Annotated in this window: 20 protein-coding genes; 4 read left to right on the top strand and 16 right to left on the bottom strand. The window is 44.9% G+C overall.

Annotation, left to right across the window (positions count from 1 at the left end; translation table 11 throughout):
• The first annotated feature begins 2 nt into the window (after window positions 1–2).
• A complete protein-coding gene (gene rrtA, locus R7F64_RS15980) occupies window positions 3–554 on the top strand; it encodes a rhombosortase (protein WP_318071885.1) in 552 nt (183 codons plus the stop codon).
• A gap of 98 nt (window positions 555–652) precedes the next feature.
• On the opposite strand, the gene R7F64_RS15975 is transcribed toward rrtA, so the two are convergent.
• The 7 genes from R7F64_RS15975 to tig form a co-directional block, all read right to left on the bottom strand.
• Entirely contained in the window at window positions 653–937 is a 285-nt protein-coding gene (locus R7F64_RS15975) for a ComEA family DNA-binding protein (RefSeq protein ID WP_031777211.1), read from the bottom strand.
• Between the two features lie 255 nt (window positions 938–1,192).
• Window positions 1,193–3,052 (bottom strand): peptidylprolyl isomerase, encoded by a 1,860-nt coding sequence (gene ppiD, locus R7F64_RS15970; RefSeq protein ID WP_005382334.1) that lies wholly within the window; start codon window positions 3,050–3,052, stop codon window positions 1,193–1,195.
• Between the two features lie 201 nt (window positions 3,053–3,253).
• Window positions 3,254–3,526: an HU family DNA-binding protein gene (locus R7F64_RS15965; protein WP_005382341.1), complete on the bottom strand. Its 273-nt coding sequence runs from the start codon at window positions 3,524–3,526 to the stop codon at window positions 3,254–3,256.
• A 191-nt stretch (window positions 3,527–3,717) separates the two neighbouring features.
• Window positions 3,718–6,069, bottom strand: coding sequence for an endopeptidase La (gene lon, locus R7F64_RS15960; protein WP_005382343.1), 2,352 nt, complete (start codon window positions 6,067–6,069; stop codon window positions 3,718–3,720).
• Between the two features lie 130 nt (window positions 6,070–6,199).
• Window positions 6,200–7,480 carry an ATP-dependent protease ATP-binding subunit ClpX gene (gene clpX / locus R7F64_RS15955; protein ID WP_005382345.1) on the bottom strand — a complete coding sequence of 427 codons (1,281 nt, stop codon included), beginning with the start codon at window positions 7,478–7,480 and terminating at the stop codon, window positions 6,200–6,202.
• Between the two features lie 70 nt (window positions 7,481–7,550).
• Window positions 7,551–8,177 (bottom strand): ATP-dependent Clp endopeptidase proteolytic subunit ClpP, encoded by a 627-nt coding sequence (clpP, locus tag R7F64_RS15950; protein WP_005382347.1) that lies wholly within the window; start codon window positions 8,175–8,177, stop codon window positions 7,551–7,553.
• A 105-nt stretch (window positions 8,178–8,282) separates the two neighbouring features.
• Window positions 8,283–9,590, bottom strand: coding sequence for a trigger factor (gene tig / locus R7F64_RS15945; protein ID WP_005382251.1), 1,308 nt, complete (start codon window positions 9,588–9,590; stop codon window positions 8,283–8,285).
• Window positions 9,591–10,116: 526 nt separating this feature from the next.
• On the opposite strand from tig, the gene R7F64_RS15940 reads away from it, so the two are divergent.
• The 3 genes from R7F64_RS15940 (at window position 10,117) to R7F64_RS15930 (ending at window position 13,525) form a co-directional block, all read left to right on the top strand.
• Entirely contained in the window at window positions 10,117–11,922 is a 1,806-nt protein-coding gene (locus tag R7F64_RS15940) for a sensor histidine kinase (RefSeq protein ID WP_318071884.1), read from the top strand.
• A gap of 4 nt (window positions 11,923–11,926) precedes the next feature.
• A complete protein-coding gene (locus R7F64_RS15935; protein ID WP_005382254.1) occupies window positions 11,927–13,264 on the top strand; it encodes a sigma-54-dependent transcriptional regulator in 1,338 nt (445 codons plus the stop codon).
• 78 nt (window positions 13,265–13,342) lie between these two features.
• Window positions 13,343–13,525 (top strand): hypothetical protein, encoded by a 183-nt coding sequence (locus R7F64_RS15930; protein WP_021034161.1) that lies wholly within the window; start codon window positions 13,343–13,345, stop codon window positions 13,523–13,525.
• A gap of 33 nt (window positions 13,526–13,558) precedes the next feature.
• Here the strand turns inward: R7F64_RS15930 and R7F64_RS15925 are convergent, their stop codons facing one another.
• From R7F64_RS15925 to R7F64_RS15885, 9 genes are all read right to left on the bottom strand, one after another.
• Window positions 13,559–14,920, bottom strand: coding sequence for a TRAP transporter large permease (locus R7F64_RS15925; protein WP_176310854.1), 1,362 nt, complete (start codon window positions 14,918–14,920; stop codon window positions 13,559–13,561).
• A 3-nt stretch (window positions 14,921–14,923) separates the two neighbouring features.
• The gene (locus R7F64_RS15920; protein ID WP_005382256.1) at window positions 14,924–15,598 is read right to left on the bottom strand and encodes a TRAP transporter small permease; all 675 of its coding nucleotides are present in this window, start codon (window positions 15,596–15,598) and stop codon (window positions 14,924–14,926) included.
• 70 nt (window positions 15,599–15,668) lie between these two features.
• Window positions 15,669–16,667, bottom strand: a complete 999-nt coding sequence (locus tag R7F64_RS15915; protein ID WP_047102866.1) for a TRAP transporter substrate-binding protein — start codon at window positions 16,665–16,667, stop codon at window positions 15,669–15,671.
• 212 nt (window positions 16,668–16,879) lie between these two features.
• Window positions 16,880–18,349 carry a protein adenylyltransferase SelO gene (locus R7F64_RS15910; protein ID WP_053303268.1) on the bottom strand — a complete coding sequence of 490 codons (1,470 nt, stop codon included), beginning with the start codon at window positions 18,347–18,349 and terminating at the stop codon, window positions 16,880–16,882.
• A 176-nt stretch (window positions 18,350–18,525) separates the two neighbouring features.
• Window positions 18,526–19,338, bottom strand: coding sequence for a hypothetical protein (locus tag R7F64_RS15905; protein WP_033906890.1), 813 nt, complete (start codon window positions 19,336–19,338; stop codon window positions 18,526–18,528).
• 171 nt (window positions 19,339–19,509) lie between these two features.
• Entirely contained in the window at window positions 19,510–22,494 is a 2,985-nt protein-coding gene (locus tag R7F64_RS15900; protein WP_213898774.1) for a M6 family metalloprotease domain-containing protein, read from the bottom strand.
• Between the two features lie 351 nt (window positions 22,495–22,845).
• On the bottom strand, window positions 22,846–24,213 hold the full coding sequence (locus R7F64_RS15895; protein WP_262652546.1) for a TrkH family potassium uptake protein: 1,368 nt from the start codon (window positions 24,211–24,213) through the stop codon (window positions 22,846–22,848).
• Window positions 24,210–24,872 carry a potassium channel family protein gene (locus tag R7F64_RS15890; protein WP_005388291.1) on the bottom strand — a complete coding sequence of 221 codons (663 nt, stop codon included), beginning with the start codon at window positions 24,870–24,872 and terminating at the stop codon, window positions 24,210–24,212. Before R7F64_RS15890 ends, R7F64_RS15895 begins: the two co-directional genes overlap by 4 nt.
• 250 nt (window positions 24,873–25,122) lie before the next feature.
• On the bottom strand, window positions 25,123–26,331 hold the full coding sequence (locus tag R7F64_RS15885; RefSeq protein ID WP_053303272.1) for a DEAD/DEAH box helicase: 1,209 nt from the start codon (window positions 26,329–26,331) through the stop codon (window positions 25,123–25,125).
• Window positions 26,332–26,423 lie beyond the last annotated feature (92 nt).

Raw genomic sequence — 26,423 nt, 5'->3', positions numbered from 1 at the left:
GAGTGAACCTTTATACCTTGCTGAGTATTATCAGCGTGATCTGTTTGATACTTCAATTTGAACCAATGGCAAGCCTAACCGAGTGGCACAGCTACAATATACGCCATGGTGAATGGTGGCGAATCGTAACAGGAAATCTCACACATACCAACTTTGCGCACTTAGGAATGAACCTCGCCGGATTGTGGATCATTGCTTTTATTTTTCGCCCAAGCACTCGTAACTTCCTTATCGTTTTTTCAATCTTATGTGCATGTGTTGGTGCGCTGAATTTGTTTACCAACATGTCGGTATACGTGGGTTTATCCGGCGTATTACACGGATTGTTTGGATTTTGGGCGCTCAGAGAAGTCTTTGAAAGCAGAAGAAGCAGTGTGTTGTTAGTTGGAGGACTAATCGCCAAAGTAGCATGGGAGCAGGTCAATGGCCCATCAAGCAGTACTGCTGAGCTTATCGGTGCAAACGTTGCTATTGATGCTCATATGTTTGGCGCACTCGGTGGGTTAGTAATGGCTTTACTGGAAAAAGGCCTTCGCCGTCGTTTATTCGGATAAAAAATCCCGAACCACGAAAGAGGCGCTGGTTCGGGAAAGCAGTAATAGGGAAACAGATATTGTTCTGAATTCAGACTCAATATCTGCAATACATCAAGCTACAGTAAAATGCGGTCTTCGTTTTTCTTAACTGTCGCTTCACCTATGCCTTTTACGCTCTTCAAATCTGCTGCCGTTTTAAAAGGGCCATGTTCCTCGCGGTAGTCCACTATACTCTGCGCTTTCTTCTCACCTATACCTTTCAACATGGTCGCAATTTCTTCAGCAGTGGCCGTGTTGATATTTACAGTAATTTCAATTCCTTCATATTTGTCAGTGGCTGAATCCGCAGCCATGCTAAAAGGTGCAAAAACAAATAAGCACAATGTCAAAATCCATTTCATATTGAACATACAATCTCCAAAATAGTAGGCTAAAAACAGTCGTCGAGAGCGAGTCACTATCAAGTTTGCAATGGAAAGCAATATGGTTATGCATTTAACAAACTGAGATGACCCGGAATTCACAACGGCCGCTATCACTTAAACGCGCACTAATTTAAGTAATGCCTATTGATGATTGAAGTTCATAAAGACAAAAATAAAACGGACCGCTTATGCGGTCCGTTTTATTCAACATACAAATTACACTAATTGTGCTTAGTTGCTCACAACAAAGTACTCAATGTCAGTATTTGCACGCAGTACGGCTAGTACAGATGATAAATCTTGCTGAGAAGATGCACGCTGCATTTGCATCGCAACTTGATCTTCTAACTCACTATCTAGCTCTGCGTTTACAGCATCAAGCTCGATGATAATGATGTTACCTTCAAGATCTTTAGACTGACCGTATACTGGTTTACCATCGACTGGTTTTGCCATCGCGAATACCGTTGTTGCCAACGGAGAACGACGATCTACTGTCTCTTGTTCACCAAAGGCAAGATTGTTTTCAGCAAGCACGTTCGTCTTACCTTCTTTCAATGCCGCAACGACTTGTGTTCCAAGTTCCATCGCTTCTTGCTCACCTTTAACACGAGATAGCTCTGCAACAACCTGATCTTTCACTTCTTCTAGTGGAAGAACTGTCTCGTCACGCGCATCTTCAACACGAACAACGATAATATGCTCAGGCGCAACTTCGATAGCTTCAGAGTTTAGGCCATCTTCTTTAACTTCAGGGCTTAGGATAGCTTGCATTACCGCAGGGCTACGAAGCACTTCAGGTGCATCAACCTGAGAAATAAAGTCCGTTGTCTTCACTTCTTGGTTAACCGCTTGAGAAGCATCATACAATGAGTCTGGGTATTCAAACGCTACGCGCTCAAGCTCATTTTGCAACTCGTAGAATTGATCGATCGCTTGTTGGTCGACCATCTCTTGTTTGATTTCAGCAGCGACTTCTTCAAATGGCTTCGCCACAGAATCTTTTAGCTCTTCAAGCTTGATAATGTGATAGCCAAAGTCCGACTTTACTAGACCCGACGTATCGCCAGGATTCTTCAGTGCGAATGCCGCTTCTTCAAAAGCAGGGTCCATCACATCACGCTCAATCCAACCTAGGTCACCACCGTTTTCAGCGCTGCCAAAATCGTCAGATTTCTCTTGAGCAAGCGTCGCAAAATCTGCACCCGCGTTTAGCTCATCTAGGATAGCTTGCGCTTTTGCTTCATCGTCCCCTTCTACAAGAATGTGAGCGACACGTCGTTGCTCTTCTGAAGAGTATTTGTTTAAGTGCTCGTCGTAGTACTTTTTCACCTCAGCATCAGAAACATTAACTTGTTCCTTTAGCGCTTCAGCTGACAGTTCGATGTAAGAGACTTTAACCTGCTCTGGGCGTGTAAAGTTGTCTGGGTTTGCTTTGTAGTACTCTTGAATTTCTTCGTCGGTCAATTCAATATTTTTCGCAAACTCCGCTAAGTCGATCTGAATCGTGCGAATATCACGAGTTTGAGTGAACAGCTTGCCTTCTGCTTGTACTTCACCCGGCAGAATAAATTCACTGTTTTGTAGCGCATTCAGCAGTTGCTCACGAACCAATTCACGACGCATGTACTCAGCAAAAGAGTCTGGCGAAAAGCCTGCACGACGCAAAGAAGCTTGATAGATCTCTTGATCAAACTGACCATTAGATTGGAACTGAGGCATGTCTAGAATCATGCTACGCACTTGAGTGTCGCTGATTCGCAGACCCAAAGCTTCAGCTTGTTGGTCAAGCAACACGTCATTGATCATTCGATCTAAAACGGATTTGCGGAAAGATTCAACATATGCAGGGTCAGCCAGCATTTGAGAGAAGTAGTCACCCAACTGAGCTTGCATACGGTTACGCTCATTTTGGTATGCCATCTCGAACTCACCACGAGGAATCTCAGTGTTACCGACTTTCGCTGCAGAGTTGTTGCTACCACCAACGATGTAGCTACCTACACCTGCAAATACGAAAGACAGGATGATAAGTCCAAGGATAATTTTGACCGCGATGCTATTCACGCCTTCGCGTAGTCGATCCATCATAATTTAACTGCTCTCCACAATTGAAGCCTACTGCTTCTATCTAATAGAAATAATGGCGCAATAATATCAGAAAAAGAAATGCGCATCAGTATGATGCGCATAATTTAAGAAAGTTCGGCTCGAAGTTTGTAAATTTTTGTTCGAAACTTATTGTTTGAGCAAAAGTTAAGCAAATGGCCGGTTACAGAAATAACGCCGTGATTAGTTACAAGCGTCTTTCAGTGCTTTACCAGCTTTGAAAGCTGGTACTTTTGCTTCTGCGATTTGGATTTCTTCACCAGTTTTTGGGTTACGACCAGTACGTGCAGCACGAGTACGAACGCTGAATGTACCAAAGCCAACTAGAGCGACTTGATCACCAGATTGAAGAGTTCCGCTTACTGCTTCGATGAATGCATCTAGAGCACGACCCGCTGACGCTTTAGAAATATCTGCATTTTCTGCGATTTGTTCTACTAACTGAGTTTTATTCACTGTAATTTCCCCTTTGTGTCATCTGTGATTATTTTTGTGATGACTTTCGTTCCATTGTTAAGAAAATATGCTCCACCCCTTATTCATCAAGGGCTGGCAGCTATCGAAACTAACTTAGCGCCCAAAAAAAACGCTGACAAGCCTTTTTGGGCTTATCAGCGTAAACTTTTACTTATTTTTGCTACACATCACTATTTTTGAGACTCAAACTCAACGCCCGTCGGGTCTCGCTCTAGTGCGACTTTCAGTACTTCATCAATCCACTGTACAGGGATAACTTCCAGATCCGCGATAACATTATCAGGAATCTCTTCCAAATCACGCTCGTTATCTTTTGGAATTAGCACTGTCTTAATGCCACCACGGTGTGCCGCAAGTAACTTCTCTTTTAGGCCGCCGATAGGTAGAACCTCACCACGCAGTGTGATTTCACCCGTCATCGCTACTTCTGCTTTCACAGGGTTGCCTGTTAGAGAAGAAACCAATGCTGTACACATTGCTGTACCCGCACTTGGGCCATCTTTTGGTGTCGCGCCTTCCGGGACGTGTACGTGAATATCTTTCTTCTCGTAGAAGTCAGTATTGATACCTAGCTTTTCTGCACGAGAGCGAACCACTGTCATTGCTGCTTGGATAGACTCTTGCATCACATCACCAAGAGAACCCGTTTGTGTCAGCTTACCTTTACCTGGCATTGATTGAGTTTCAATCGTTAATAGATCGCCACCCACTTCGGTCCAAGCTAGGCCAGTTACTTGACCAATTCGGTTACTTTCATCCGCTTTACCGTAATCGAAACGTTGAACACCTAAGTACTCTTTTAGGTTGTCCATCGTTACCGTTACTGACTTGATGTCCTTATCCAGCAAGATGTTCTTCACCGCTTTACGGCAGATCTTAGAAATCTCACGCTCTAAGTTACGGACACCCGCTTCACGCGTGTAGTAACGAATGATGCCAATAATCGCAGAATCTTCAATGACGATCTCATCCGCTTTCAAGCCATTACGCTTCACTTGTTTATCAACAAGGTGACGTTTTGCAATGTTCAGCTTCTCGTCTTCGGTGTAACCAGATAAACGAATAACTTCCATACGGTCTAACAATGGACCCGGGATGTTCATCGAGTTCGATGTCGCAACAAACATAACGTCAGAGAGATCGTAATCCACTTCTAGGTAGTGATCGTTGAACGAGTTATTCTGTTCAGGATCAAGTACTTCTAGCAGAGCCGATGCCGGATCACCACGCATATCGGAAGACATTTTGTCGATTTCGTCCAATAAGAACAGCGGGTTCTTCACACCAACCTTCGACATCTTCTGGATCAATTTGCCTGGTAATGAGCCGATGTAAGTACGACGGTGACCACGAATTTCCGCTTCATCACGCACACCACCCAACGCCATACGAACATACTTACGGCCTGTAGCTGAAGCAATTGAACGACCAAGAGACGTTTTACCTACACCAGGAGGACCAACAAGACAAAGGATAGGACCTTTTAGCTTGTTGATACGGTTTTGAACCGCCAGGTATTCAAGGATACGTTCTTTGACGCGTTCTAGACCGTAGTGATCTTCATTAAGAACCTCTTCTGCTTTCGCTAAGTTTTTCTTAACTTTTGAGCGCTTAGCCCAAGGAACGCTGACCATCCAATCGATGTAGCTACGAACCACTGTTGCTTCAGCAGACATTGGAGACATCATCTTAAGCTTTTGCAGCTCTTGCTCTGTCTTTTCACGTGCCTCTTGAGGCATTTTTGATTCGTCAATCTTCTTCTGTAGCGTTTCGAACTCGTCTGGTGCGTCTTCCATCTCACCAAGTTCTTTCTGAATCGCTTTCATTTGCTCATTCAGATAATACTCACGCTGAGATTTTTCCATTTGCTTTTTAACGCGACCACGAATTCGTTTTTCAACTTGCAGCAAGTCGATCTCTGATTCCATCTGGCCCATCAGGAATTCCAGACGCTCAGTGACGTCAACAATTTCAAGCACTTGCTGCTTATCCACCAACTTTAACGGCATATGAGCCGCAATGGTATCCGCTAAGCGTGCGGCTTCGTCGATACCATTAAGTGACGTTAGCACTTCTGGTGGAATCTTCTTGTTTAGCTTAATGAACCCTTCAAACTGATTAATCGCGCTGCGCACAATCACTTCTTGCTCACGCTCATCCAATTCTGGCGTAACAACAAATTCAGCTTCCGCTAGGAAGAAGTCACTCTCTTTAAAGTGATTAATTTTTGCTCGCTGCTGGCCTTCGACCAATACTTTTACTGTGCCATCCGGAAGCTTCAAGAGCTGGAGAATGGTGGCTACCGTACCTACGTCAAATAGGTCGTCAACCGTAGGCTCGTCAGTATCCGCTTGCTTTTGTGCCACAAGAAGAACTTGTTTGTTGGTTTCCATCGCCGTTTCTAGACAGCTAATCGATTTCTCACGACCAACAAACAATGGAATAACCATGTGTGGGTAGACCACTACGTCACGTAGAGGTAGTACCGGGATCTCGATACGCTCGGAACGTTCCAAGTTCATATAATTCTCTCTTCCGCTTTCACGTTTAACGTATTACTTAAGGCAGTATATGGGGGCTAATTGTTTGGATTCAATAAGAGAAATAAAAAAAGGAGGTAATTACTTACCTCCTTTTTCATTATGGCTGAATTTACTCTGCTCCAGCTGCCTGATTGTCTGCGTTACTGTAAATAAGCAGTGGCTCTGACTCGCCATTAATGACGGACTCATCAATCACGACTTTACTAACGTCTGTTGCAGATGGTAATTCGTACATGGTTTCAAGTAGCACGCCTTCAAGAATCGAGCGTAAGCCACGAGCACCTGTTTTACGCTCCATTGCTTTTTTCGCGATAGCGCGCAGCGCATCTTCACGGAATTCAAGTTCGGCGTTTTCTAGCTCAAACAATGCTGCATATTGCTTGGTCAGTGCGTTCTTCGGTTCACATAGGATCTGAATCAACGCTTCTTCATCAAGCTCAGTCAGTGTTGTTGTTACAGGTAGACGACCAATGAATTCTGGAATGAGGCCGTACTTCACTAAATCTTCAGGTTCAACTTGAGTAAATAGCTCACCTACCGTCTTCGATTCATTCTTCGAACGAACTTCAGCACCAAAGCCAATACCTGTACCTGTTGCAACACGCTGCTCAATCACTTTGTCTAAGCCAGCAAAAGCACCACCACAGATGAACAGGATCTTAGATGTGTCCACTTGTAGGAATTCTTGCTGAGGATGCTTACGACCACCTTGAGGTGGAACCGATGCAACCGTACCTTCGATAAGTTTTAGTAGCGCCTGCTGAACACCTTCACCAGATACGTCACGCGTAATAGATGGGTTTTCAGCTTTGCGTGAAATCTTATCAATTTCATCAATGTAAACGATGCCGCGCTCCGCTTTAGCTACATCGTAATCACATTTTTGCAGAAGCTTTTGGATGATGTTTTCAACGTCTTCACCTACGTAACCGGCTTCGGTTAGTGTCGTCGCGTCTGCCATTGTAAATGGCACATCCAAGAATCGAGCTAATGTCTCCGCAAGTAGTGTTTTACCGCTACCTGTAGGACCAATTAGAAGGATGTTACTCTTACCAAGCTCCACACCTTCGCTCGTTGTATCACCATTGCGTAAACGCTTGTAGTGGTTATATACCGCAACTGCGAGCACTTTTTTCGCGTAATCTTGCCCGATCACATAGTCATCAAGGTGTTCACGGATCTGTTTTGGCGTTGGTAACGCTTCAGATTCTTTCTTAGGGAGAACATCCTTGATTTCTTCGCGAATAATATCGTTACATAAGTCGACACACTCGTCGCAAATGTACACTGACGGACCTGCGATTAGCTTGCGAACTTCGTGCTGACTTTTGCCGCAGAAAGAACAGTACAGCAATTTACCGCTGCCACTTTCTTTGCTTTTATCTGTCATTCGCTAACCTCTTAGCCTTTACTCTTCATGAATGAGTGTATATCAATTTTTGCCAAAATGCGCTGGCTAATTACTCGCCACGGTGGCTTAACACTGCATCCACGATACCGTATTCCACAGCCTGCTCTGATGACATGAAGTTATCACGATCAGTATCGCGCTCAATGACTTCAAGAGGTTGGCCTGTATGTTCTGCTAACAACTTGTTTAGCTTCTGTTTAATCGTCAGGATTTCCTGAGCATGGATTTGGATATCAGAAGCTTGACCCTGGAAACCACCCAATGGTTGGTGGATCATTACACGAGAGTTAGGCAGTACGTAACGCTTACCTGGCGCACCACCTGCAAGCAGGAAGGCACCCATTGAACATGCTTGCCCCATACACACAGTGCTGACATTTGGCTTAATGAACTGCATGGTATCGTAAATAGACATACCAGCTGTTACGCTGCCGCCTGGCGAGTTGATGTATAGGAAAATATCTTTATCTGGATTTTCAGATTCTAGGAAAAGTAGCTGAGCCACGACAAGGTTTGCCATGTGGTCTTCCACTTGACCCGTTAAAAAAATCACGCGCTCTTTCAGCAGACGTGAGTAGATGTCGTAAGAGCGTTCGCCTCGGGAAGTTTGTTCAACCACCATTGGTACTAGCGCGTCCATAATTGGCGACATTGCATTTTTTTCTTGGTAGCTCATATTCTTATGTCCCTAAAATAAATGGCCCGGATGATGACTATCATACGGACCATTGTTAGCAGAATAGTTAACGTTAAGTCAACCTTCTACGCAAGATATTGCTTATTAAGCAGCAGGTTGTTGTTGGTTAAGTAGCTCGTTGAAGCCTACTTCTTTCTCAGAAACCTGTGCTTTAGCGATGATCGCGTCGATTGCTTGCTCTTCTAGAGCTACGTTGCGCATGTTGTTCATCATTTCTTCGTTTTGCTCGTAGTAAGCAATAACTTCTGATGGATCTTCGTATGCAGTAGCCATTTCTTCGATTAGAGCTTTAACTTTCTCGTCGTCCGCTTTTAGCTCTTCAGATTTGATTACTTCACCTAGTAGAAGACCAACAACTACGCGACGTTTAGCTTGTTCTTCGAACAGTTCACGTGGAAGCTGAGCAGCAGCTTCTGGGTTACCACCGAAGCGTTGTGCAGCTTGTTGACGTAGAACTTGGATTTCTTGCTCGATAAGCGCTGATGGTACGTTGATGTCGTTTTGCTCAACTAGACCGTCAATCGCTTGCTCTTTGATGCGGTTCTTAACAGCTTGCTTAAGTTCGCGTTCCATGTTCTTACGAACTTCAGCTTTAAGTGCTTCAACACCACCTTCAACAACACCGAACTTAGCAACGAACTCATCGTTTAGTTCTGGAAGTTCACGAGCTTCAACTTTATTCACTTTGATTGCGAACTTAGCTGCTTTACCTTTTAGGTTTTCAGCGTGGTAATCTTCTGGGAAAGTCACGTCGATGTCGAATTCCATACCAGCAGTTTTACCTGCGATACCGTCTTCGAAACCAGGGATCATGCGACCAGCACCCATTTCTAGAGGGAAGTTCTCAGCTTTACCGCCTTCGAACTCTTCACCGTCGATAGAACCAACGAAGTCGATGCTTACGCGTTTGCCATCTTCTGCTGCTTCTTCAACTTCAACCCAAGTTGCTTGTTGCTTACGTAGAGTATCGATCATCTCTTCTACGTCTGCATCTTTAACTTCTGTTAATGGTTTTTCAACAGTGATGCTCTCTAGGCCTTTAAGCTCAACTTCTGGGTAAACTTCAAAAGTTGCAGTGAAAACTAGGTCTGAACCTTCTTTGTTCTCTACAGGAGCGAAAGTTGGAGCGCCAGCTGGGTTGATTTTCTCTTTAACGATAGCTTCGATGAAGTGGCGTTGCATTACTTCACCAAGAACGTCTTGACGTACTGCTTTGCCGTACATCTTAGCAACCATTTTTAGAGGCACTTTACCCTTACGGAAACCATCGAAACGACGGTTTTTAGCGATGTTGCGTAGTTCAGCTGTTACAGCGTCTTCGATGTTTGCAGCTGGAACAGTAATGTTTAGACGGCGCTCTAGGCCCTCTAGCGTTTCAACAGTAACTTGCATTATATATAAACCTCTAAAGTGGCTCGGTTTTCCGAGCGTATGAGCGAAACTCAGAGGAGCTTACGCTTCATCCTTGTGTAGTGTTCTGTCCGAACACCTAATTTAAAATCGAGTATCGATACTGGTTGTCAGTACCGGACTAATCAGTGATATCTTCGATAAAATAACCAAAGGTATCTCCTATTAGCCTCAGGACAGAATTTTTAGACGCGACATTCTAGCGATCTGTCGCAACCCTGTCGAGCCAATAGCCACTATGTGGACATTGTCTGCGCTAAATTCTCGAATGCTGACCCATTTTTTCTTCAAAAATGCGATTCAGACACCGTCTAAGCATTGCCAGCATATCTAGAATGGGGACAATAGCGACTTTTTCAAGAGAATCGACCGGTTTTTTTATCGAAAAGCCTAAAAAGAGATCTTGCTCTTGTTTTACTCCACAGAGTTGAAAACTAAATCCCTAATCCTTCCTACAAACTATTAACATTTTCTTACGTGACCAAAGGAAGTTGTAAGGAGTGTAAGGATGTCGCAAAAAAAACGGATTCTGCTGACATTTTTTGCTTTCTATTTCCTGTCCGCAATTATCGGTGGCCATTGGGTTTGGCAGACCAGTTATCAATCTCTACTTGATAAACACCAATCACAGTTGGAGCAGTTTTCTGGCCATATAAAAAATAAACTCGATAAGTACGCCCATATTCCAAATCTTCTCGCTAAAGATGATCCTCTTTATCAAGCGCTTCTGCACCCCAACAACAGTGCGCAACTGGAAATCACTAATCGGTATTTAGAATCCGTTAATGGCGTGATTGAAGCAGCGGATACGTACTTAATCGATCAATGGGGTACAACGATCGCGGCCAGCAACTGGCGTAAAGAGCGCTCCTTTATCGGGCGAAATTTTGCATTTCGCCCTTATTTCAAACAAGCCATTGTAGGCAAAAGAAGCCAATACTACGCTCTGGGCTCAACATCTGGTAAACGTGGCTACTACTATTCTTATCCCATCATATACGCTGGCGGTGTACTTGGTGTCGTCGTGGTGAAGATGGACCTAAGTAAGATAGAGGACAACTGGCAGCAACCAAACAGTGTTTTTGTCGCCAGCGACCCATACGGAATTGTTTTCATGAGTAGCCGAAGTGAATGGCTACTCAAAAGCTTACAACCACTGACAAAAAAAGAGAAAAAGCAAGTTTGGGCAAGCCAACAATATCTTGATGCGCCAATTGAAACGCTTGGATTAGTGGGTAGTTTGGACGAGGTGCATTCTGAGCTTAAACAGGGTTACCCATACAATAAAGGAACCTTGGTAGTCTCTTCGCTGCCCCTACCCGAACTCAAACTGACTATTCGTGTGCTGTCTCCTAAACAGTCGATCGTTTGGTTCACCATGGGTTACGTCTTTGTACTCACTCTAGCATTCATGGTTTTGTTTTTAATTGGTCAGCTTATCTATCACCGTCAACAGCGTCACTTGCAACTTGAACGAATTCAACAAGAAGCAAATCAAAAGTTGGAATATCAAGTCATGGCACGGACTGCCGAGTTGCAAGCGGAGATCGCACAGCGTATCGATACCGAACAAACTTTACGCGTTACTCAAGACGAATTGGTGCAAGCAGCGAAACTCGCGGTGTTAGGACAAATGTCGGCCAGTATCAGCCATGAACTGAATAATCCACTTGCGGCAATTCGTAGCTTTGCGGAGAACGGCAAGCTGTTTCTAAAAAAAGAAAAATATGAGCGAGTGGAAGATAATCTCACTCGCATTTCTGCTCTCACTGACCGTATGGCAAATATCAGTCAGCAACTTCGCTCTTTCGCCAAAAAAACCAGTGGTGACGAGTTGGCTCAATCTCGACTGTTCCCTGTTATTGCCTCTGTAAAAGAACTGATGAAGCCCGCATTTAAATCAGGGCGCGTCACGTTAGAAACAAATTTGCCAGAGCATGATGTTGAAGTGCAGATCAATATTATTCAACTGGAGCAAGTGTTGGTCAATTTACTGACTAATGCGATAGAAGCACTCAAAGAGCAACAAGACAAACAGGTAGAATTATCTGTAGAACACGATGAGCACACTGATTTGGTTTGGATTCATGTTGATGATAATGGCCCAGGGCTTGGCTCTTTCTCACTTTCTGATTTATGTGAACCGTTTCTAACCACTAAACTGAACGGTTTAGGTTTGGGCCTCTCTATCTCGCAACAAATCTTAGCCAGTATGAATGGAAAATTATGTGCCCATAATCGAGAACAAGGCGGCGCTCGATTCTCATTGTGTTTACCTATCACTTCTTACAACACTGAACCATCAAAAGGATAAGATCATGTGTCAGGTGTTTTTTATTGATGATGAGGCCGATCTCAGAATCGCTATAGAACAGACCTTTGAACTGGCGGATATCGACGCCAAGTTTTTTGTGGATGCAGAATCGGCTTTAATAGCGATGCAGCAAGGGGAAGAAGCTGGCGTCGTGGTCACTGATATCTGTTTGCCGGGCATTTCTGGTATGGATATGCTGACAACTTTGACTCAACGCGATGCAAACTTACCCGTCATCATGATCACTGGACACGGTGATATTTCCATGGCTGTGCAAGCCCTTCATCAAGGCGCTTACGACTTTATTGAGAAACCTTTTGCGCCAGAACATTTGGTTGAAACGGTTAAGCGGGCGATTGAGAAGCGCAAACTAACCAATGAAAATGAAAAACTGCGCCTGTCACTTAAAGCCAGTAAAACCCTTGGTCCACGAGTTATTGGTGAAACCTCTAGCATCCAAATATTACGAGAGACCATCACCCAAATCGCCGATACCGACGCCGATATTTTATTGTTTGGTGAAACCGGTACAGGGAAAGAGTTAATCGCTCGTTCTTTACATGAGCAAAGCTCTCGCCGGAACCAAAACTTTGTCGCCGTAAATTGTGGAGCGGTTCCAGAGAACTTAATTGAGAGTGAACTCTACGGCCATGAAAAAGGCGCATTCACTGGCGCCGAAAGCCGTCGTATCGGTAAATTTGAGTTTGCACAAGGCGGCACACTTTTCTTGGATGAGATCGAGTCGATGCCTATCCAAGCCCAAATTCGTTTATTGAGGGTATTACAAGAGCGCGTGATTGAGCGTGTCGGTTCAAATGAATTATTGCCTTTAGATATTCGAGTGATTGCCGCAACAAAGGTCGATTTAAAACACGCAGCTGAAGAAGGTACTTTCCGTCAGGACCTCTATTATCGGCTCAATGTCGTGACCTTGGATCTCCCGCCACTACGCGAACGAAAAGAAGACATTCCAGCCCTCTTTCACCACTTTCTGTTGGTAGCAGCTTCACGTTATGGCAAAAGCTCACCTAGCTTGTCACCCCAAGATCTAGCGCAACTGATGAGCCATGACTGGCCTGGCAATGTTCGAGAACTCAGAAATGCTGCAGAGCGTTTTGTGCTATTGGGTAAGTTAATTCAGTTGGGAGAATCAAACCCAGTCGCTAAGTCTTCCTCAAGCCTTGCAGAGCAAGTAGCGGAGTTTGAGAGAGCAGCCATTGAAGGCGCTTTATTAGAAAACAACGGTAGTATTAAACAGACAATGTGCCAATTGAATGTGCCAAGAAAAACCCTTTACGACAAGATGCAGCGCTACCAAATAAATAAAGACCTTTACAAATAAAACACGTTCAGATAACTGGCATTATATTCAACTTGAATCATAATTTTTAACAACAGGTTTATCATGGTTGTTACAGATATGAACGAAAAAGTGAGAATACCGATTGTTACAGATACCGTGCTCGTAGACGGTTGCTATCAAGAAGAGAGAAGATTCGGTGAAGAGCGTCGTAAAAATAAAAAGAGGTGGCGACACTATGAACGTCGAATTAATTCAGACCCGCGCAAAACTTGTTACAAGTCAATAGACGAAGAGGTGTGAATTCTCACACCTCTTTCTACTTTCTGGCTTCCATTACTTGGTAATGATCTCCGGCCCCATCAAGGTATTAGGCAACCAAGTCGAAACCCATGGTACATATGTGACGATAATTAGGAACAAGAACATCACTCCAACCCAGGGTAATGCTGCCTTCACTACGTTCATCATCGACATTTTGGCAACACCAGCGGTCACAAATAAGTTAAGACCCACGGGCGGCGTTATCATTCCTATCTCCATATTCACCACCATCATTATGCCCAAATGAATTGGGTCTATACCTAATGCAATCGCAATTGGGAACACGAGCGGCGCAACAATGATCAACAAGCCTGATGGCTCCATGAACTGACCACCAATCAGCAACAAGACGTTCACCACAATCAAAAAAGTGATTGGTCCAAGACCAGCCGAGAGCATCGACTCGGTGATCATTTGCGGGATCCGTTCTTCCGTTAAAACATGCTTCAAAATTAAGGCATTAGCAATGATGAACAGCAGCATGATGGTGAGTTTGCCCGCTTCATACAGGGTGTGTTTCGTGTCTTTATGAACAAAGGTTTGGAAGATTTTAACGAGCGCAGGTTTAGTGTTTTTCTTGTCTGCAAATGGCCCCATGTCTTTGTATACAAAGTTAGCAATAAAGAATGAGTACACAGCAGCAACCGCAGCGGCTTCTGTCGGCGTAAAGATACCGCCATAGATACCACCAAGAATGATGACGACCAACAACAAGCCCCAGCTTGCATCCTTGGCGGCATCAAAGGTTTCTTTCCAACCGACAAAAGGTTGTTTTGGAAGGTTCTTGATTCTCGCGGCAATGTAAATCGCGATCATCAACATGACACCCGCCAGCAAACCGGGAATCACACCACCAAGGAACATACGTCCAACTGACACATCCGTTGCGGCTGCATACACCACCATCACAATCGAAGGTGGGATCAAAATCCCTAGCGTACCTGCGTTACAAATTACCCCAGAGGCAAACTCTTTTGAGTAACCGTTTTTGATCATACCTGCGATAACAATACTACCTATGGCAACAACCGTTGCAGGTGAGGAACCTGACAACGCGGCAAACATCATACACGCGACAACCGAAGCCATCGCCAAACCGCCGCGGAACCAGCCTACAATGGCAATGGCGAAACGAATGATCCGCTTTGCTACGCCACCCGTCGACATAAAGCTTGAAGCCAATATAAAGAATGGAATAGCCAATAGCGTGTAGTGGCCCGCGAATGCATTAAACAGCGTTTGAGCAACTGACGCTAAAGAGGCATCCGAATGCATTAAAAGGAAAAGAACACTGGAAAGGCCCAGCGAAATAGCAATTGGCACGCCAACCAGCATAAAGCCAATTACCATCAAAAATAGAAATAAGATATCCATGGCTTATTGCTCCTTGTTTTTAGCGTCTTGCGAGGCCTTTGGAGCCATTACGTCTTCAGCGTCACTCATCTCAGCTTTAAGAGATTCGAGCTCTTCCTCCGCTTCATGTCCTGCAATCAAGCGATCGAGCTTACCAGTAGCGATTTGCCACGTGACTTGAACAAATCTAAACGTTAGTAGCGCCATTCCAAGTGGCAAAGCGAAGTAAGGAATAAAACGTGGCAGCTTTTCATAACGCTCTCCCTCATTTAACCAGTCGGCCATGAACTGGAGCATTTCAGGCATCGGAATATCGTCCGTTTCATACCACGCTCGGTCAGTAGCGAACGGATACCAGTAGTTCCAAGCGCCAATTAACAGCAAAATAGAGAAGGCTAAGCAACACATTGCTGCAAAAAGCGCCAGGGCTTTTCGTTTACCTTCCGGAACGATGTTAATAATGACATCGACACCAATATGAAAGTGTTTTTTCACACCATAAGATGCGCCAACCAACACCATCCATGCGAACATGAAAACGGTGAGCTCAAGCGCCCAAAGAATATTGTCGTTAAAGACATAACGAAAGATGACATTGGCAAAAGTCAGCAAGGTCATGGCACCCAAGAAGAAAGCAATCAAAGTCTCTTCAATGGCATCGGTGATTCGTCCAGCCTTGGCAAAAAAAGTCTGTTCCATAATTACATCACGTCGTCTGTAGGGGGAAAGAGCCCCCTCAGTTTGAGAGGGCTAAATGTGCTAGCTGTTATTATTTTTGGTTAGACGCCAAAGCGGCTTCGATTAGGTCAGAACCAATGTCTTTTTCGAACTTCTTCCATACTGGTTGAAGTGCAGTGACCCATTCTTGACGCTGTTCTGGCGTTAGAGTACGAACCACACCACCGGCTTCGATGATATTGTTCTTATTCGCAAGGTTTACTTTGGTTGACTCAGCATTACGCTGCGCAGTTACCTCTTGAATAATGGTATTTAACTGCTCGCGCTGAGCATCTGGTAGGTTTTTCCAGAAGTCGTTTGACGTCACAACTAAGTAATCCAAAATTCCGTGGTTCGTTTCCGTAATGCCATCTTGAACTTCGAAGAATTTTTTGCCGTAAATGTTTGACCAAGTATTTTCTTGACCATCAATAACCTTAGTTTGCAAACCGCCGTAAACTTCTTTGAACGACATTTTTTGTGGGTTAGCACCTAGCTGCTCAAACTGAGCAACGAGTACATCAGACGCTTGAACACGGAACTTAAGTCCTTCAGCATCAGTTGGAGAAATGAGCGGCTTGTTGGCTGACATTTGCTTCATGCCGTTATGCCAAAACGCAATGCCTTGTAGGCCACGACGTTTCATTGAATTTTTCAGCTTTTCACCCGCTTCCGAGTTTTGGAAACGGTCAACCGCGTCGACATCATCGAACAAGAAAGGAAGATCGAAAAGGCGGTACTTCTTGGTGAATTTCTCAAACTTAGAAAGAGAAGGAGCAGCGAGTTGAACATCACCATTCAGTAGCGCTTCCAACACTTTGTCATCATCATAAAGTGTTGAGTTAGGAAACACCTGCATACAGACTTTACCGTTCATCTCTTCATTGACGCGCTTTTCAAGTAACGAAGCCGCGATGCCTTTAGGGTGTTTGTCCGCGTTCGTTACATGGCTAAACTTGATGACCGTTTCACCCGGGTCACAATTTGCGGCAGCATTAAAACTGGTAACAGCAAGTGCAGAGACAGATAGTAGAGTTAGAGGCTTAAACATTATTATTCTCCTTGTTGAATCACATCCCATCCCGTCCATGAGTAACTAGGTGTTAGGCGATGGGTACGGATGTTCAACAAAGAGCAATTAATGGACCATGTTAAAATTTATATTCATTTCAATAAATTAACATAGCCCATTAACATGAATCCGAAGTGTAACGAGTGAATTCCACCCAATAAAAAGATACAAATGGGTGGGAAATGACCCATTTATGAAGAACAGCTTATCTCCATTTTCTTCCCCCATTCCGGCGGCAATTTCGCATAATCATCAAACTCGGGTTGCTCATCAAATGGGCGTTTTAACAGTTCGGCCAATCGGTGTAATTCGCTAAAGTCCCCTTCTTCCGCTTTATCAATCGCCAACTGAGCCAAGTAGTTACGCAAGATGTATTTGGGATTGGCTTGACGCATCTGTTTGCAACGCTGTTCGGTTGAAATCAGGCCCCCTAGTTCATCAACCTCTAGCTCACACCGAGCTAAGTACAGATCAAGCCAAGCTCGCGCTGCTTCTCGGTCGAGAAATAAATCGATTACGGCTTGGGAAGGCGCATTATCAAGGTTTGAGAGTGTTCTGAAGAAGCGAGTGTAGTCCGTTTTGTTCTGGTGAAGAAGCTCAAACATAGCTTCAAACAAACGCCCGTCTTCCGCTATCTTAGTTTTTAAGCCCAACTTCTCACGCATGAGGCGGCTGAACTGCTGGCTTAAATGAACTTCAAATTGACTCAACGACGATTCTAAATCTTCTCGTTCAACGAGTGGCGATAACGCATGCGCCAGTGCTGACAGGTTCCAAAGCGCAATTCTAGGCTGTTGATCAAATGCGTAACGACCCTGGTAGTCTGAATGATTACAAATGTATCCCGGCTCATAATCATCAAGAAAGCCAAACGGACCATAATCAAAAGTTTGCCCAAGAATTGACATGTTATCGGTATTCATCACGCCATGCGCAAAACCAAAAGCTTGCCAATATGCGATCATCTCGGCTGTTTTAGTCACGATGGCGTCAAACATCGCGGCATATGGTTTCTCCGCCGATGCACAATCAGCAAAGTGCCACTCAATCACCTTATCCGCCAACAGCTTCTGCTCTGCTAACTGGTTGGTGTAAAAGAAATGCTCAAAGTGACCGAATCGAACATGGGTTTCAGCCATTCGAAGTAACAAAGCGCCCGATTCCGTTTTTTCTCGATAAACAGGTGTATCACTGACCATCATACCGAGAGCACGTGTCGTGGGAACCCCAAGGCCCGCCATGGCTTCACTGCACAGGTACTCACGGATAGTCGAGCGTAATACCGCTCGCCCATCCCCCATTCGCGAGTAAGGCGTTAGCCCTGCACCTTTGAGGTGAAGATCAAACCAAGTACCATCCTGATGCTCAATTTCTGCCAACAGTAATCCACGTCCATCGCCCAAATCTGGGTTGTAAACGCCAAACTGATGGCCTGCATATTTCATCGCAAGAGGACGAAATTGTTCGAATTCGCTTAGCCCAGAAAAAACCGCCAATAACTCATCGTTTTGCTCTTCTGGTAAACCAAACTGCTGTGCAAACTCACCATTCCAAGCGACCCAGCGAGTGTTGTCCAAGGGTTGTGGCTCGACCAACGTATAGAACGCTGACGGTAATTGACTAAAGCGATGGGTGAAATTGACCCGTTGCCAAATGGACATGTAGGGTTCCTTAATAAAAAGAAGTACTGTTGTGAGTATACGTGTGAATGTCCCTGTCATTCAGCCATGAAATGGACATGGGTATTTTGCGTGAATAACGCGAAAGCGGCAGGAAGGTATCAACCTGCCGCAGACCGTCTCCTAAACGGAGGTAGCATGTAAAAACGATCAAAGGGTTAAGCGGAAAATTCTTCACCCGTTTTTGGTGGCTGTGATGGCGTATCAAAACGAGCGCGTTCGATATCCACTACCGTTTTATAGCTCAACGATAACAATGCCAGCTGGTACGCGCCAAAAATACCATAGGCCACACCGACAAGGCTCAACATAAAGAGATTCGTAAAGTGGCTAAAGATCAGCTGACTGAGCAAGCCCGCCCCCAATGGAATTAGTCCCATCAAAATGAATACTTGTTTGTTGTATGGTCTGCTCTGATTCCACGAACGACGCAAACTGCGCGGCTGATGATCCATTGCAGTCGCTGGCAACACAAATGACCATCGCGCCATTACCCAATAGCCGGGAATGCTTGCAATCGTTGTGATAATAGCCATAGCAACAAAGTCGGCTTCACCACTTTCTGCAATGTAGATAAACGACAACACAAAGATCGGGATACCAATAACGAGCATCATCATCAGTCCAAACAGTATCCACCAGCCTATGAAACGGAATTCTCGCGCTGACAAACGAAATACATCCAACGCAGAGTGCATGTAATCGCCGGCTAAATAAATTCGATGCACACGCACAGCCGCCATAGCGGCAACAAGTGGGTACAAAATAATTGTGACGAAATAAAATCCTGCGACATTGCCTTCTTGAACGTTCGCTTGATCTTGCCCCGTCATTTCAGGATACATAAAAGCAAAAATTGAGTGCACGATAATCAACGGAATACAAGCAATAACAATTGCGAGTAGATTCCTTCTCACCATCACTGCCGCTTCTCGGCATATTTCCGAAACAGAAAAGCCCTCGGTAGACATATAACATCCTTAGTTCATAAAAATCGGCCCCTAGGGTAACCGCAGAGTAGAAAAATCGCTTTAAAAATAATGAGAAACACATCTCATAAGACAATGAGAACGAAACCAAAATAGATCAGGTAAAAAATAAGCCACTCAATGTGAGTGGCTTATACCGCAATTAATACCGTTTTAGACGCGACGTCGCCAGCCTAATGTTGCAAGCAACATCAAAGCCCAATAAGAAACACTGCCGCTACCTTCAGAGTTCTTGAATGTCGTTGTCTTCAAAGAAGCAACAACCGTCACGATAACTTCCCCCGTAGCAGTGGCACCATGACCATCTGAAACCGTATATTGCAGCTTGATGCCGTCAGTAGGGCTATCCGGTGCTTGAAAACGGATTTTACCATTCTCTACACTCGCACTTCCCACACCCGTTACGTTCTGTACGCTTTCTACAACCAGTTTATCGCCGTTCACATCCGAATCATTGCTCGCTGCATCAATCAGAATACTTTCACCAACGGCAACGGTCGCCGTATCTGCAAGCGTAAGTGGCGCTGCGTTTTTCATGGTTAAATCGACGGTAGCACTGGACGTTTCATTACTAGGATCAGTCACGGTTAAACGGAATGTCAGAACCTCACCCGCTTTTGCACCTTGAGGCACCGTAAAGCTTGTGCTAACACTGGTTGCATTGCCAAGAGAAACTAAAGTGCCAGCCAACTGCTCCCATTTATAACTCAACACATCACCATCAGCATCCGTACTATTTAACGCAGACAACGTGACTCGCTGCCCAACCGTCATGTCTTTATTATCAACATCAATCACGGCCACTGGCGCTTCGTTGCTGCCAAGCACTTCCACCTGCACATTCACGATTGAAGATGAGTACGCACCATCAACCGACAACAAACGATATTGGAAAGTGTCCAGACCAACGAAGTTAGCTTCAGGTTGGTACTGGTTGCCAGAGATGGTGCCGTGCTCAGGCTTCTGCACAATGTCCACATTGAACTGATACCCTACCGCCATGAAATCATTGTCCATCAGGTTCAGTTTGATTGGCGTATTTTTATTGGTTTGTAACGAATCAGATTTCGCTTCAACCAAGTTGCTCGCATCCACATTTAATAATGCTGCAAACGGAATATAAGAGAACCCGGCTTTTTCTAGACCAAACGTGCCAATCTCACTGTAATCACCAGTCCACATTACAGGTAGGGAGGCTTTTTCAGTTTTTAGCAAGCGGCCGAAGTCAAAGTTTGCATCAAATTGACCGCCTTCCAATTCAACGACCAATAAGTGCTGACCCGCACTCAATTGGCTTGATTGGGGGAATAAAATTCGAGATGACTTTTGGAAGTTACCTTGCTGTAAAAGCTCAGCGTTGTTTTGATTCAATATTAATCGATAGCCAATGTTTCCAGAAAATGGGAATCGCCAAACTCGATAAGTCATGTCACTTTGAGCGCTATCTCTTTGCGCGTAAAGTTGAAGACCATCAAGCTCTGTATCACTATTCAAGTCCAGTGACACCGCCAGAGTGTTACTCCCACTCGCGTACACATAACCTTGGTGAAGAGAGTTCAGCCATGCTGATTTATTTGGTTCGTTTGTATGCTCAAGAGAAAAGCTACCGCCGTTGGTGTTGCTGGCAATGTTGGAAATACGAACCCCAGTATCAAACCCTGTGATCGCTCTCAGACCCGGGGTCGATGTATCTGAAATGACATCGCCACCATTAGGGTACAAATCGTCAGCGTCACTCCTACCATCATTTTCTAACTCATTCAGACCATCAGCCTGCATGATTTGAACCTGCATCGCACCAACATCATTAAAGCGGTTCTGGACATTGACCGACGTCGCCAGGATACCTTCAGCCGCCAATGCTCGGTCGTAACCGCTAAAGGTGCGATTTTCCAAGTAAACACGTGGGCCAAACTCTTTCAAGTACGGGTCGAGATACACCAGCTTGACATCGTCGTTGTTCACAGAAATAGGCGCTGGACTTTCATGAGTTACCGTTGGTACAACAAAACCAGCAGCGTGTTTGCTCCATGCACTCATGTTCACCGGAGTGTCACCAGCGTATGAATCTCCCGGTTTCTGCGCCCATGAACCGCCACCCATCACGCCCCAAGAGCCGATCGAGGCATCACTGTTCCTTGCGTACAAATCCGGTAAGCCAAGCATTAAGTGGCCAAGCTCGTGTACGATCACGCCCAAGGTCGCTTGATGATCAACTTGATAGTCAGCGAACACACAATAGTCTGTGATCTTTTTACCATCTAGTGTGACATCATCGTGAGAGAATTTGTGCGGCCAAATAGCAGGACGGTTGAGAACCCCTGTTGAACGATCGCCCCCCGCAAAAATAAACATGACAGAGAGTTCTGACGGTTCTACGGTACCATTTTGATTGCTGTCGTAGGCCGAAAGATTAAAGTATGGATCCAGTTTTTGATAAGCCTCGGTGAAAACCGCATTCAACTTGGCGGTGCATGTCTTATCAGTAGAACTAGAGTGACAGTTAGGGTGGCTTTGTGCCACAGTCACATCTATCACACCGTCATTGGCGGTGCCGTAACTCTCAAGTGCAGGAACAACTTTGAATTTACCTTGAGAGTTTTTATCAAAGTAATCCACAACGCTTTGACCATTGGTATTAAATACGCGTTGCTCAAAATCGTGCACCATTGCTTGGTCATCAAACGAAACTTGCACAACCAATAGGGGCTGCTGCTTCACCGTTGAACTGCTCATCGCCTGGTAACCTTGCGCCGAACGCAGTAGGTTTTTTCGTGCCATCGGTTCAATGGTTTTTAGAGAAGATAATTGCGGTTTAACTTGTAAATCCGGGCGAAACCTCGCCGACTCAGGTGGCTCACTCGACTGCGTTTTCACCACACCTGTCGAGATCAATATTGGCGTGTCTGACTCGCGCTGAATCCGCGCGAAAAACCAAACGCCGTCTTCCTGAAGTAAGGCATTGCCCTGCTTATCTTCAAACCAGTGGAAATCTGCCGTTCCACGTAGAATTGCCTCACTGGAACTACCATCGCTCAACGCAATAGTATGCCAAACCGGTGATGGCGGAGTAGTTGCCATGCTCTTCCCTGCAAGAAGCGCAGTTAGCATAGCCATGGCGAGTGTGTTGAATTTCAAAGTACGACTCCATCTTTTCGATTCGTTAATTAATACCAAGCACAAAGTAACCCTATGGGCATAGAGTAAGACTGAGTGACTATTGACGAAGGCTGGTATCAATTCGCTCAGATAACACGACGTAGTTTGGTGTCACACTACAAAAGCGTCGGATTCCAAAACGCTGTTATGAGCGTAGCTTCTGAGAATATAAATTGAGTGAATGAATAGTATCGAAACGAAAGGAAGAAGAAATGAACTTCTACGAATTTGTAGGTAAAACTGGGCAACATTCCACATATTCTATAAATGTACGAGCACTGCTATTAATCAATGCTCGTAATGGTCGCGCGGCCATTGTTTAACGCTATATTAACCTGTAAGAACGGCGTCTTCTGGGTATTTGACCAAGGTAGGTTCAGGACGTGCCAACATGTAGGCAAGCGTGAGCGGCCCAATACGACCAATGATCATCACCACGATCATAATGTATTTACCAGGTTCAGAAAGTTCCGCAGTCAAACCGGCGGTGAGCCCCACTGTGGCAAATGCGGAAATGGTTTCAAACATAACCTTATCAAAGCTGGCCTTCTCGGTAAGCATCAATAAAAACATTGCGCTTGTCAGGATGGCTCCGCTCACAACGATAATTGCCAATGACTTAGTCACAGTTTGCCAATTTATGGTTCGCTTAAACATAACCACATGTTTCTTTTGGCGTAAAAAGGTCCACGTAGCCATAAACGCAACAGCAAATGTGGAAACTTTAATACCGCCCCCCGTTGAGGTGGAACCCGCTCCAATTAACATCAGAACAATCATGACCAGTAAGGCTGGCTGGGTAAACAACGCCAAGTCAACACTATTAAACCCTGCCGTTCGAGCACTCGCAGATTGAAAGAATGCCGCCAACCATTGCCCTGTTGCAGGTAAAGACGCCATTGTGTTTGGGTTGCTTCGCTCAAGTAACCAAAACATCATCGTTCCGACTAAGAGCAATATCGGTGTCGCAATCAGCATGATTTTGGTGTGAAGATGCAAAAAGTGGAAACCTTTGCGCCAGTTTAGCCAGATGTCACCCACAACAGTAAAACCAAGCCCGCCAAAAATGAATAGCCCCGCCAGTGTAAAGATAACCAACGGATCATTCACAAAGCTCATCATACTGTCAGAAAACAGCGCGAACCCAGCGTTGTTAAATGCAGAAATTGCATGAAACAAGGCGTAAAACATACCAGTCTTCCAGCCCATTTCAGGGACCCAGCGGATAGAGAGAAAAATAAACCCGACCGTTTCTGCAACAAGCGCGAAAACAACAATCCGCTTTACTAGTCGGTTTAGATTGACTTGCCGATCTTGCCCTAATGCTTCTTTCGCCAGCGCTTGTTGACGCAAACTCAAACGCACGCCGAACATATAGAGTAAGACCGCCGACAACGTCATCTGCCCCAACCCGCCGATTTGCATTAAAAACATCAGCAAGATTTTACCCGCAAGCGTAAAGTGTTGCCCAGTATCGACAACACCAAGCCCTGTCACACTAATAGCGGACGTTGCGGTAAACAAAGCATCCGTTATCGACAGGCCCGTAACAGAAAAAACTGGCAAGGTTAGCAATACCGCAGAAGGCAGTAAAACACCGAGAAAACTGAGCAATATAATTCGCGGTTCGTTGCCTTTCGCTTTCTCTTGTTTACCATCTGGTGCGTAAAAAACACCTTTCTGATGAAAATACGTCATAGCGATTTTAATTTATTTGCGAGCGCATCTTGAGGGCCGACCACAATAATTAGGTCACCAATTTCTAGTGTGGTATTAAGGTCAGGTGCCTTGGTAATTTCTGGGCCCCGTTTAAACCCTAGCACTTGCACGCCATCGACTTTGCACAGAGCCAAATCACTTAGTGTCTTACCCATCCAACGAGAGCCAATCACAAACTCCGTCATAGCTAAGCCACTGCCTAATGGGTGGAACTCAAGAACCCGTTTATCGAGCATTTTACGCGCGACACGTATCCCCATGTCACGCTCAGGCATGATAATGTGGTCTGCGCCAATTTTTTGCAGAACACGAGCTTGGAAGCGGTCGTTGGCTTTAACCCATACTGACTTTACTCCCGCCTCTTTAGCAATCAATGTCGCAAGAATACTGGCATTGACATCCGCTCCGATGGCAATCATCACCATGTCGTAATCATCAAGTTTGAGCTCAGCAACCGTCTCTTCGTGAGTACAGTTAGCCACAACCGCCTGACTAACAAAACTGGCGGCTTCTTTAACTCTGTCTTCGTTGATGTCAACGGCTAAAACTTGAGCGCCTGAATCTTGTAACTCTTTACACACTGCCAAACCAAATCGGCCAAGACCAATAACGGCGAATTGCTTATCACCTGTTTTCATTTGTGCCCCATCTTATGCATTCATTAGCAAGCAAAAAAGTTTGCGCCCATTCCTTACCTTGTGCAAACCTGCGGACAGATAATTGACAAAAGCTTAACGCACCTTGATTCACTTTACGTGTTAAGCGTATGACACTGATTAACTTTTTTCCTCATTACCGAATAGAAACCGTCGCGATGGCTACATAATTGGATGCCTAAAAACGCAAAAAGCCGCAAGAATGCGGCTTTTAGATCATGGGATAAACTGGCTATTTTGATTCGCGCTTATCGTGCGGTTTACGTTTATTCTTAGGCACGTAATTTAAAATTGAAACTGGTACTGGCTTTCTTGGCGCAAAACCTTCAATTTCCACTCGCTCTAGCAAGTGCCCTAAACGACTTTCAATCATGCAGAGGTTCTTAAAGTCGTCTTTTGAAACCAGTGATATCGCCTCACCTTTCGCGCCAGCACGACCTGTACGACCAATACGATGTACATACTCATCCGCTGGGTAAGGTAAATCGTAGTTGATGACAACTGGCAGATTATCAATATCAATACCGCGCGCAGCAACGCCGGTTGCGACTAAGTACTGGATTTCACCCGCTTTAAACTTTTCTATTAATTCCTGGCGAACACGCTGATTACGGCCACTGTGGAATGCTTCTGCCACAATGCCACGTTTCTCAAGTTGGCTTACCAGTTTGGCTGCACCGTGTTTAGTTTCAATAAATACCAGTACTTGCGACCAGTCATTTTCTTTAAGCAAGTGACTTAACAGCGACGACTTCATGTCTTTATCGACGGTCGTGATCCACTGTTTAATATTTGATTTTGAGGCACTGTGCTTTGCAATCGTGATCTCTTCAGGATCAATAATCGCATTTTTCGCCAAGTCACGAACAGGGTTAGATAACGTCGCTGAGAACAGCAAACTTTGCACATGTTCTGGCATACAGTCGACGATTTTGTCGATCGCATCGATGAATCCCATATCCAACATTTTGTCGGCTTCATCAAGCACTAGCATTTCCACTTCATCAAAGTGAATCGCGCGTTGACCGTACAGATCAATCAAGCGCCCAGGCGTGCTTACCACAATATCGACCCCCTCGATCAAGGCTTGTTTTTGTGGTGCATAATCCACACCACCAAACATCGCCATTGAGCGTAATGGTAAGTTTTTACCATAAGCTTCAATACTTTGATGAACCTGAAGCGCAAGTTCGCGTGTTGGCGTTAGGATAATCGCACGAGCGCGTTTTTTACGTTGCGTTTCGCCTCGACTAAGCTTTTCTAAGATTGGCAGAACAAAACTGGCCGTTTTACCTGTGCCCGTTTGCGCTGCTGCAATTAAATTGCGGCCACGCAATACGATTGGAATGGCTTTTTGTTGGATAGAAGTGGGTTTTTCATAACCTAGCGCTTTTACTGCATCAGCAATCGATGCGCTTAAACCAAGCTTAGAAAATGGCATAGAAAGGTCTCAACAGAGGAAATGGGCGCGTAGTGTATCAGAATCCCCGTGAAGTAACAGAAGGATTCATGCGCGAAAAACTAGGAACATGA

This window comes from Vibrio sp. Vb1980 (genome assembly GCF_033338615.1).
GTDB classification, from domain to species: domain Bacteria; phylum Pseudomonadota; class Gammaproteobacteria; order Enterobacterales; family Vibrionaceae; genus Vibrio; species Vibrio alginolyticus.
This window is presented reverse-complemented; position numbering and strand designations above follow the sequence as displayed.

What these genes read in the sequence shown, in the direction of transcription:
- R7F64_RS15975 (WP_031777211.1), bottom strand. Translation starts at nt 937, where the DNA reads ATGAAATGGATTTTGACATTGTGCTTATTTGTTTTTGCACCTTTTAGC.
- R7F64_RS15910 (WP_053303268.1), bottom strand. Translation starts at nt 18,349, where the DNA reads ATGTCCATTTGGCAACGGGTCAATTTCACCCATCGCTTTAGTCAATTA.
- R7F64_RS15890 (WP_005388291.1), bottom strand. Translation starts at nt 24,872, where the DNA reads ATGAAAACAGGTGATAAGCAATTCGCCGTTATTGGTCTTGGCCGATTT.
- R7F64_RS15895 (WP_262652546.1), bottom strand. Translation starts at nt 24,213, where the DNA reads ATGACGTATTTTCATCAGAAAGGTGTTTTTTACGCACCAGATGGTAAA.
- R7F64_RS15940 (WP_318071884.1), top strand. Translation starts at nt 10,117, where the DNA reads ATGTCGCAAAAAAAACGGATTCTGCTGACATTTTTTGCTTTCTATTTC.
- R7F64_RS15930 (WP_021034161.1), top strand. Translation starts at nt 13,343, where the DNA reads ATGAACGAAAAAGTGAGAATACCGATTGTTACAGATACCGTGCTCGTA.
- clpX (WP_005382345.1), bottom strand. Translation starts at nt 7,480, where the DNA reads ATGACAGATAAAAGCAAAGAAAGTGGCAGCGGTAAATTGCTGTACTGT.
- R7F64_RS15885 (WP_053303272.1), bottom strand. Translation starts at nt 26,331, where the DNA reads ATGCCATTTTCTAAGCTTGGTTTAAGCGCATCGATTGCTGATGCAGTA.
- R7F64_RS15935 (WP_005382254.1), top strand. Translation starts at nt 11,927, where the DNA reads ATGTGTCAGGTGTTTTTTATTGATGATGAGGCCGATCTCAGAATCGCT.
- R7F64_RS15920 (WP_005382256.1), bottom strand. Translation starts at nt 15,598, where the DNA reads ATGGAACAGACTTTTTTTGCCAAGGCTGGACGAATCACCGATGCCATT.
- tig (WP_005382251.1), bottom strand. Translation starts at nt 9,590, where the DNA reads ATGCAAGTTACTGTTGAAACGCTAGAGGGCCTAGAGCGCCGTCTAAAC.
- ppiD (WP_005382334.1), bottom strand. Translation starts at nt 3,052, where the DNA reads ATGATGGATCGACTACGCGAAGGCGTGAATAGCATCGCGGTCAAAATT.
- clpP (WP_005382347.1), bottom strand. Translation starts at nt 8,177, where the DNA reads ATGAGCTACCAAGAAAAAAATGCAATGTCGCCAATTATGGACGCGCTA.
- lon (WP_005382343.1), bottom strand. Translation starts at nt 6,069, where the DNA reads ATGAACTTGGAACGTTCCGAGCGTATCGAGATCCCGGTACTACCTCTA.
- R7F64_RS15925 (WP_176310854.1), bottom strand. Translation starts at nt 14,920, where the DNA reads ATGGATATCTTATTTCTATTTTTGATGGTAATTGGCTTTATGCTGGTT.
- R7F64_RS15915 (WP_047102866.1), bottom strand. Translation starts at nt 16,667, where the DNA reads ATGTTTAAGCCTCTAACTCTACTATCTGTCTCTGCACTTGCTGTTACC.
- R7F64_RS15905 (WP_033906890.1), bottom strand. Translation starts at nt 19,338, where the DNA reads ATGTCTACCGAGGGCTTTTCTGTTTCGGAAATATGCCGAGAAGCGGCA.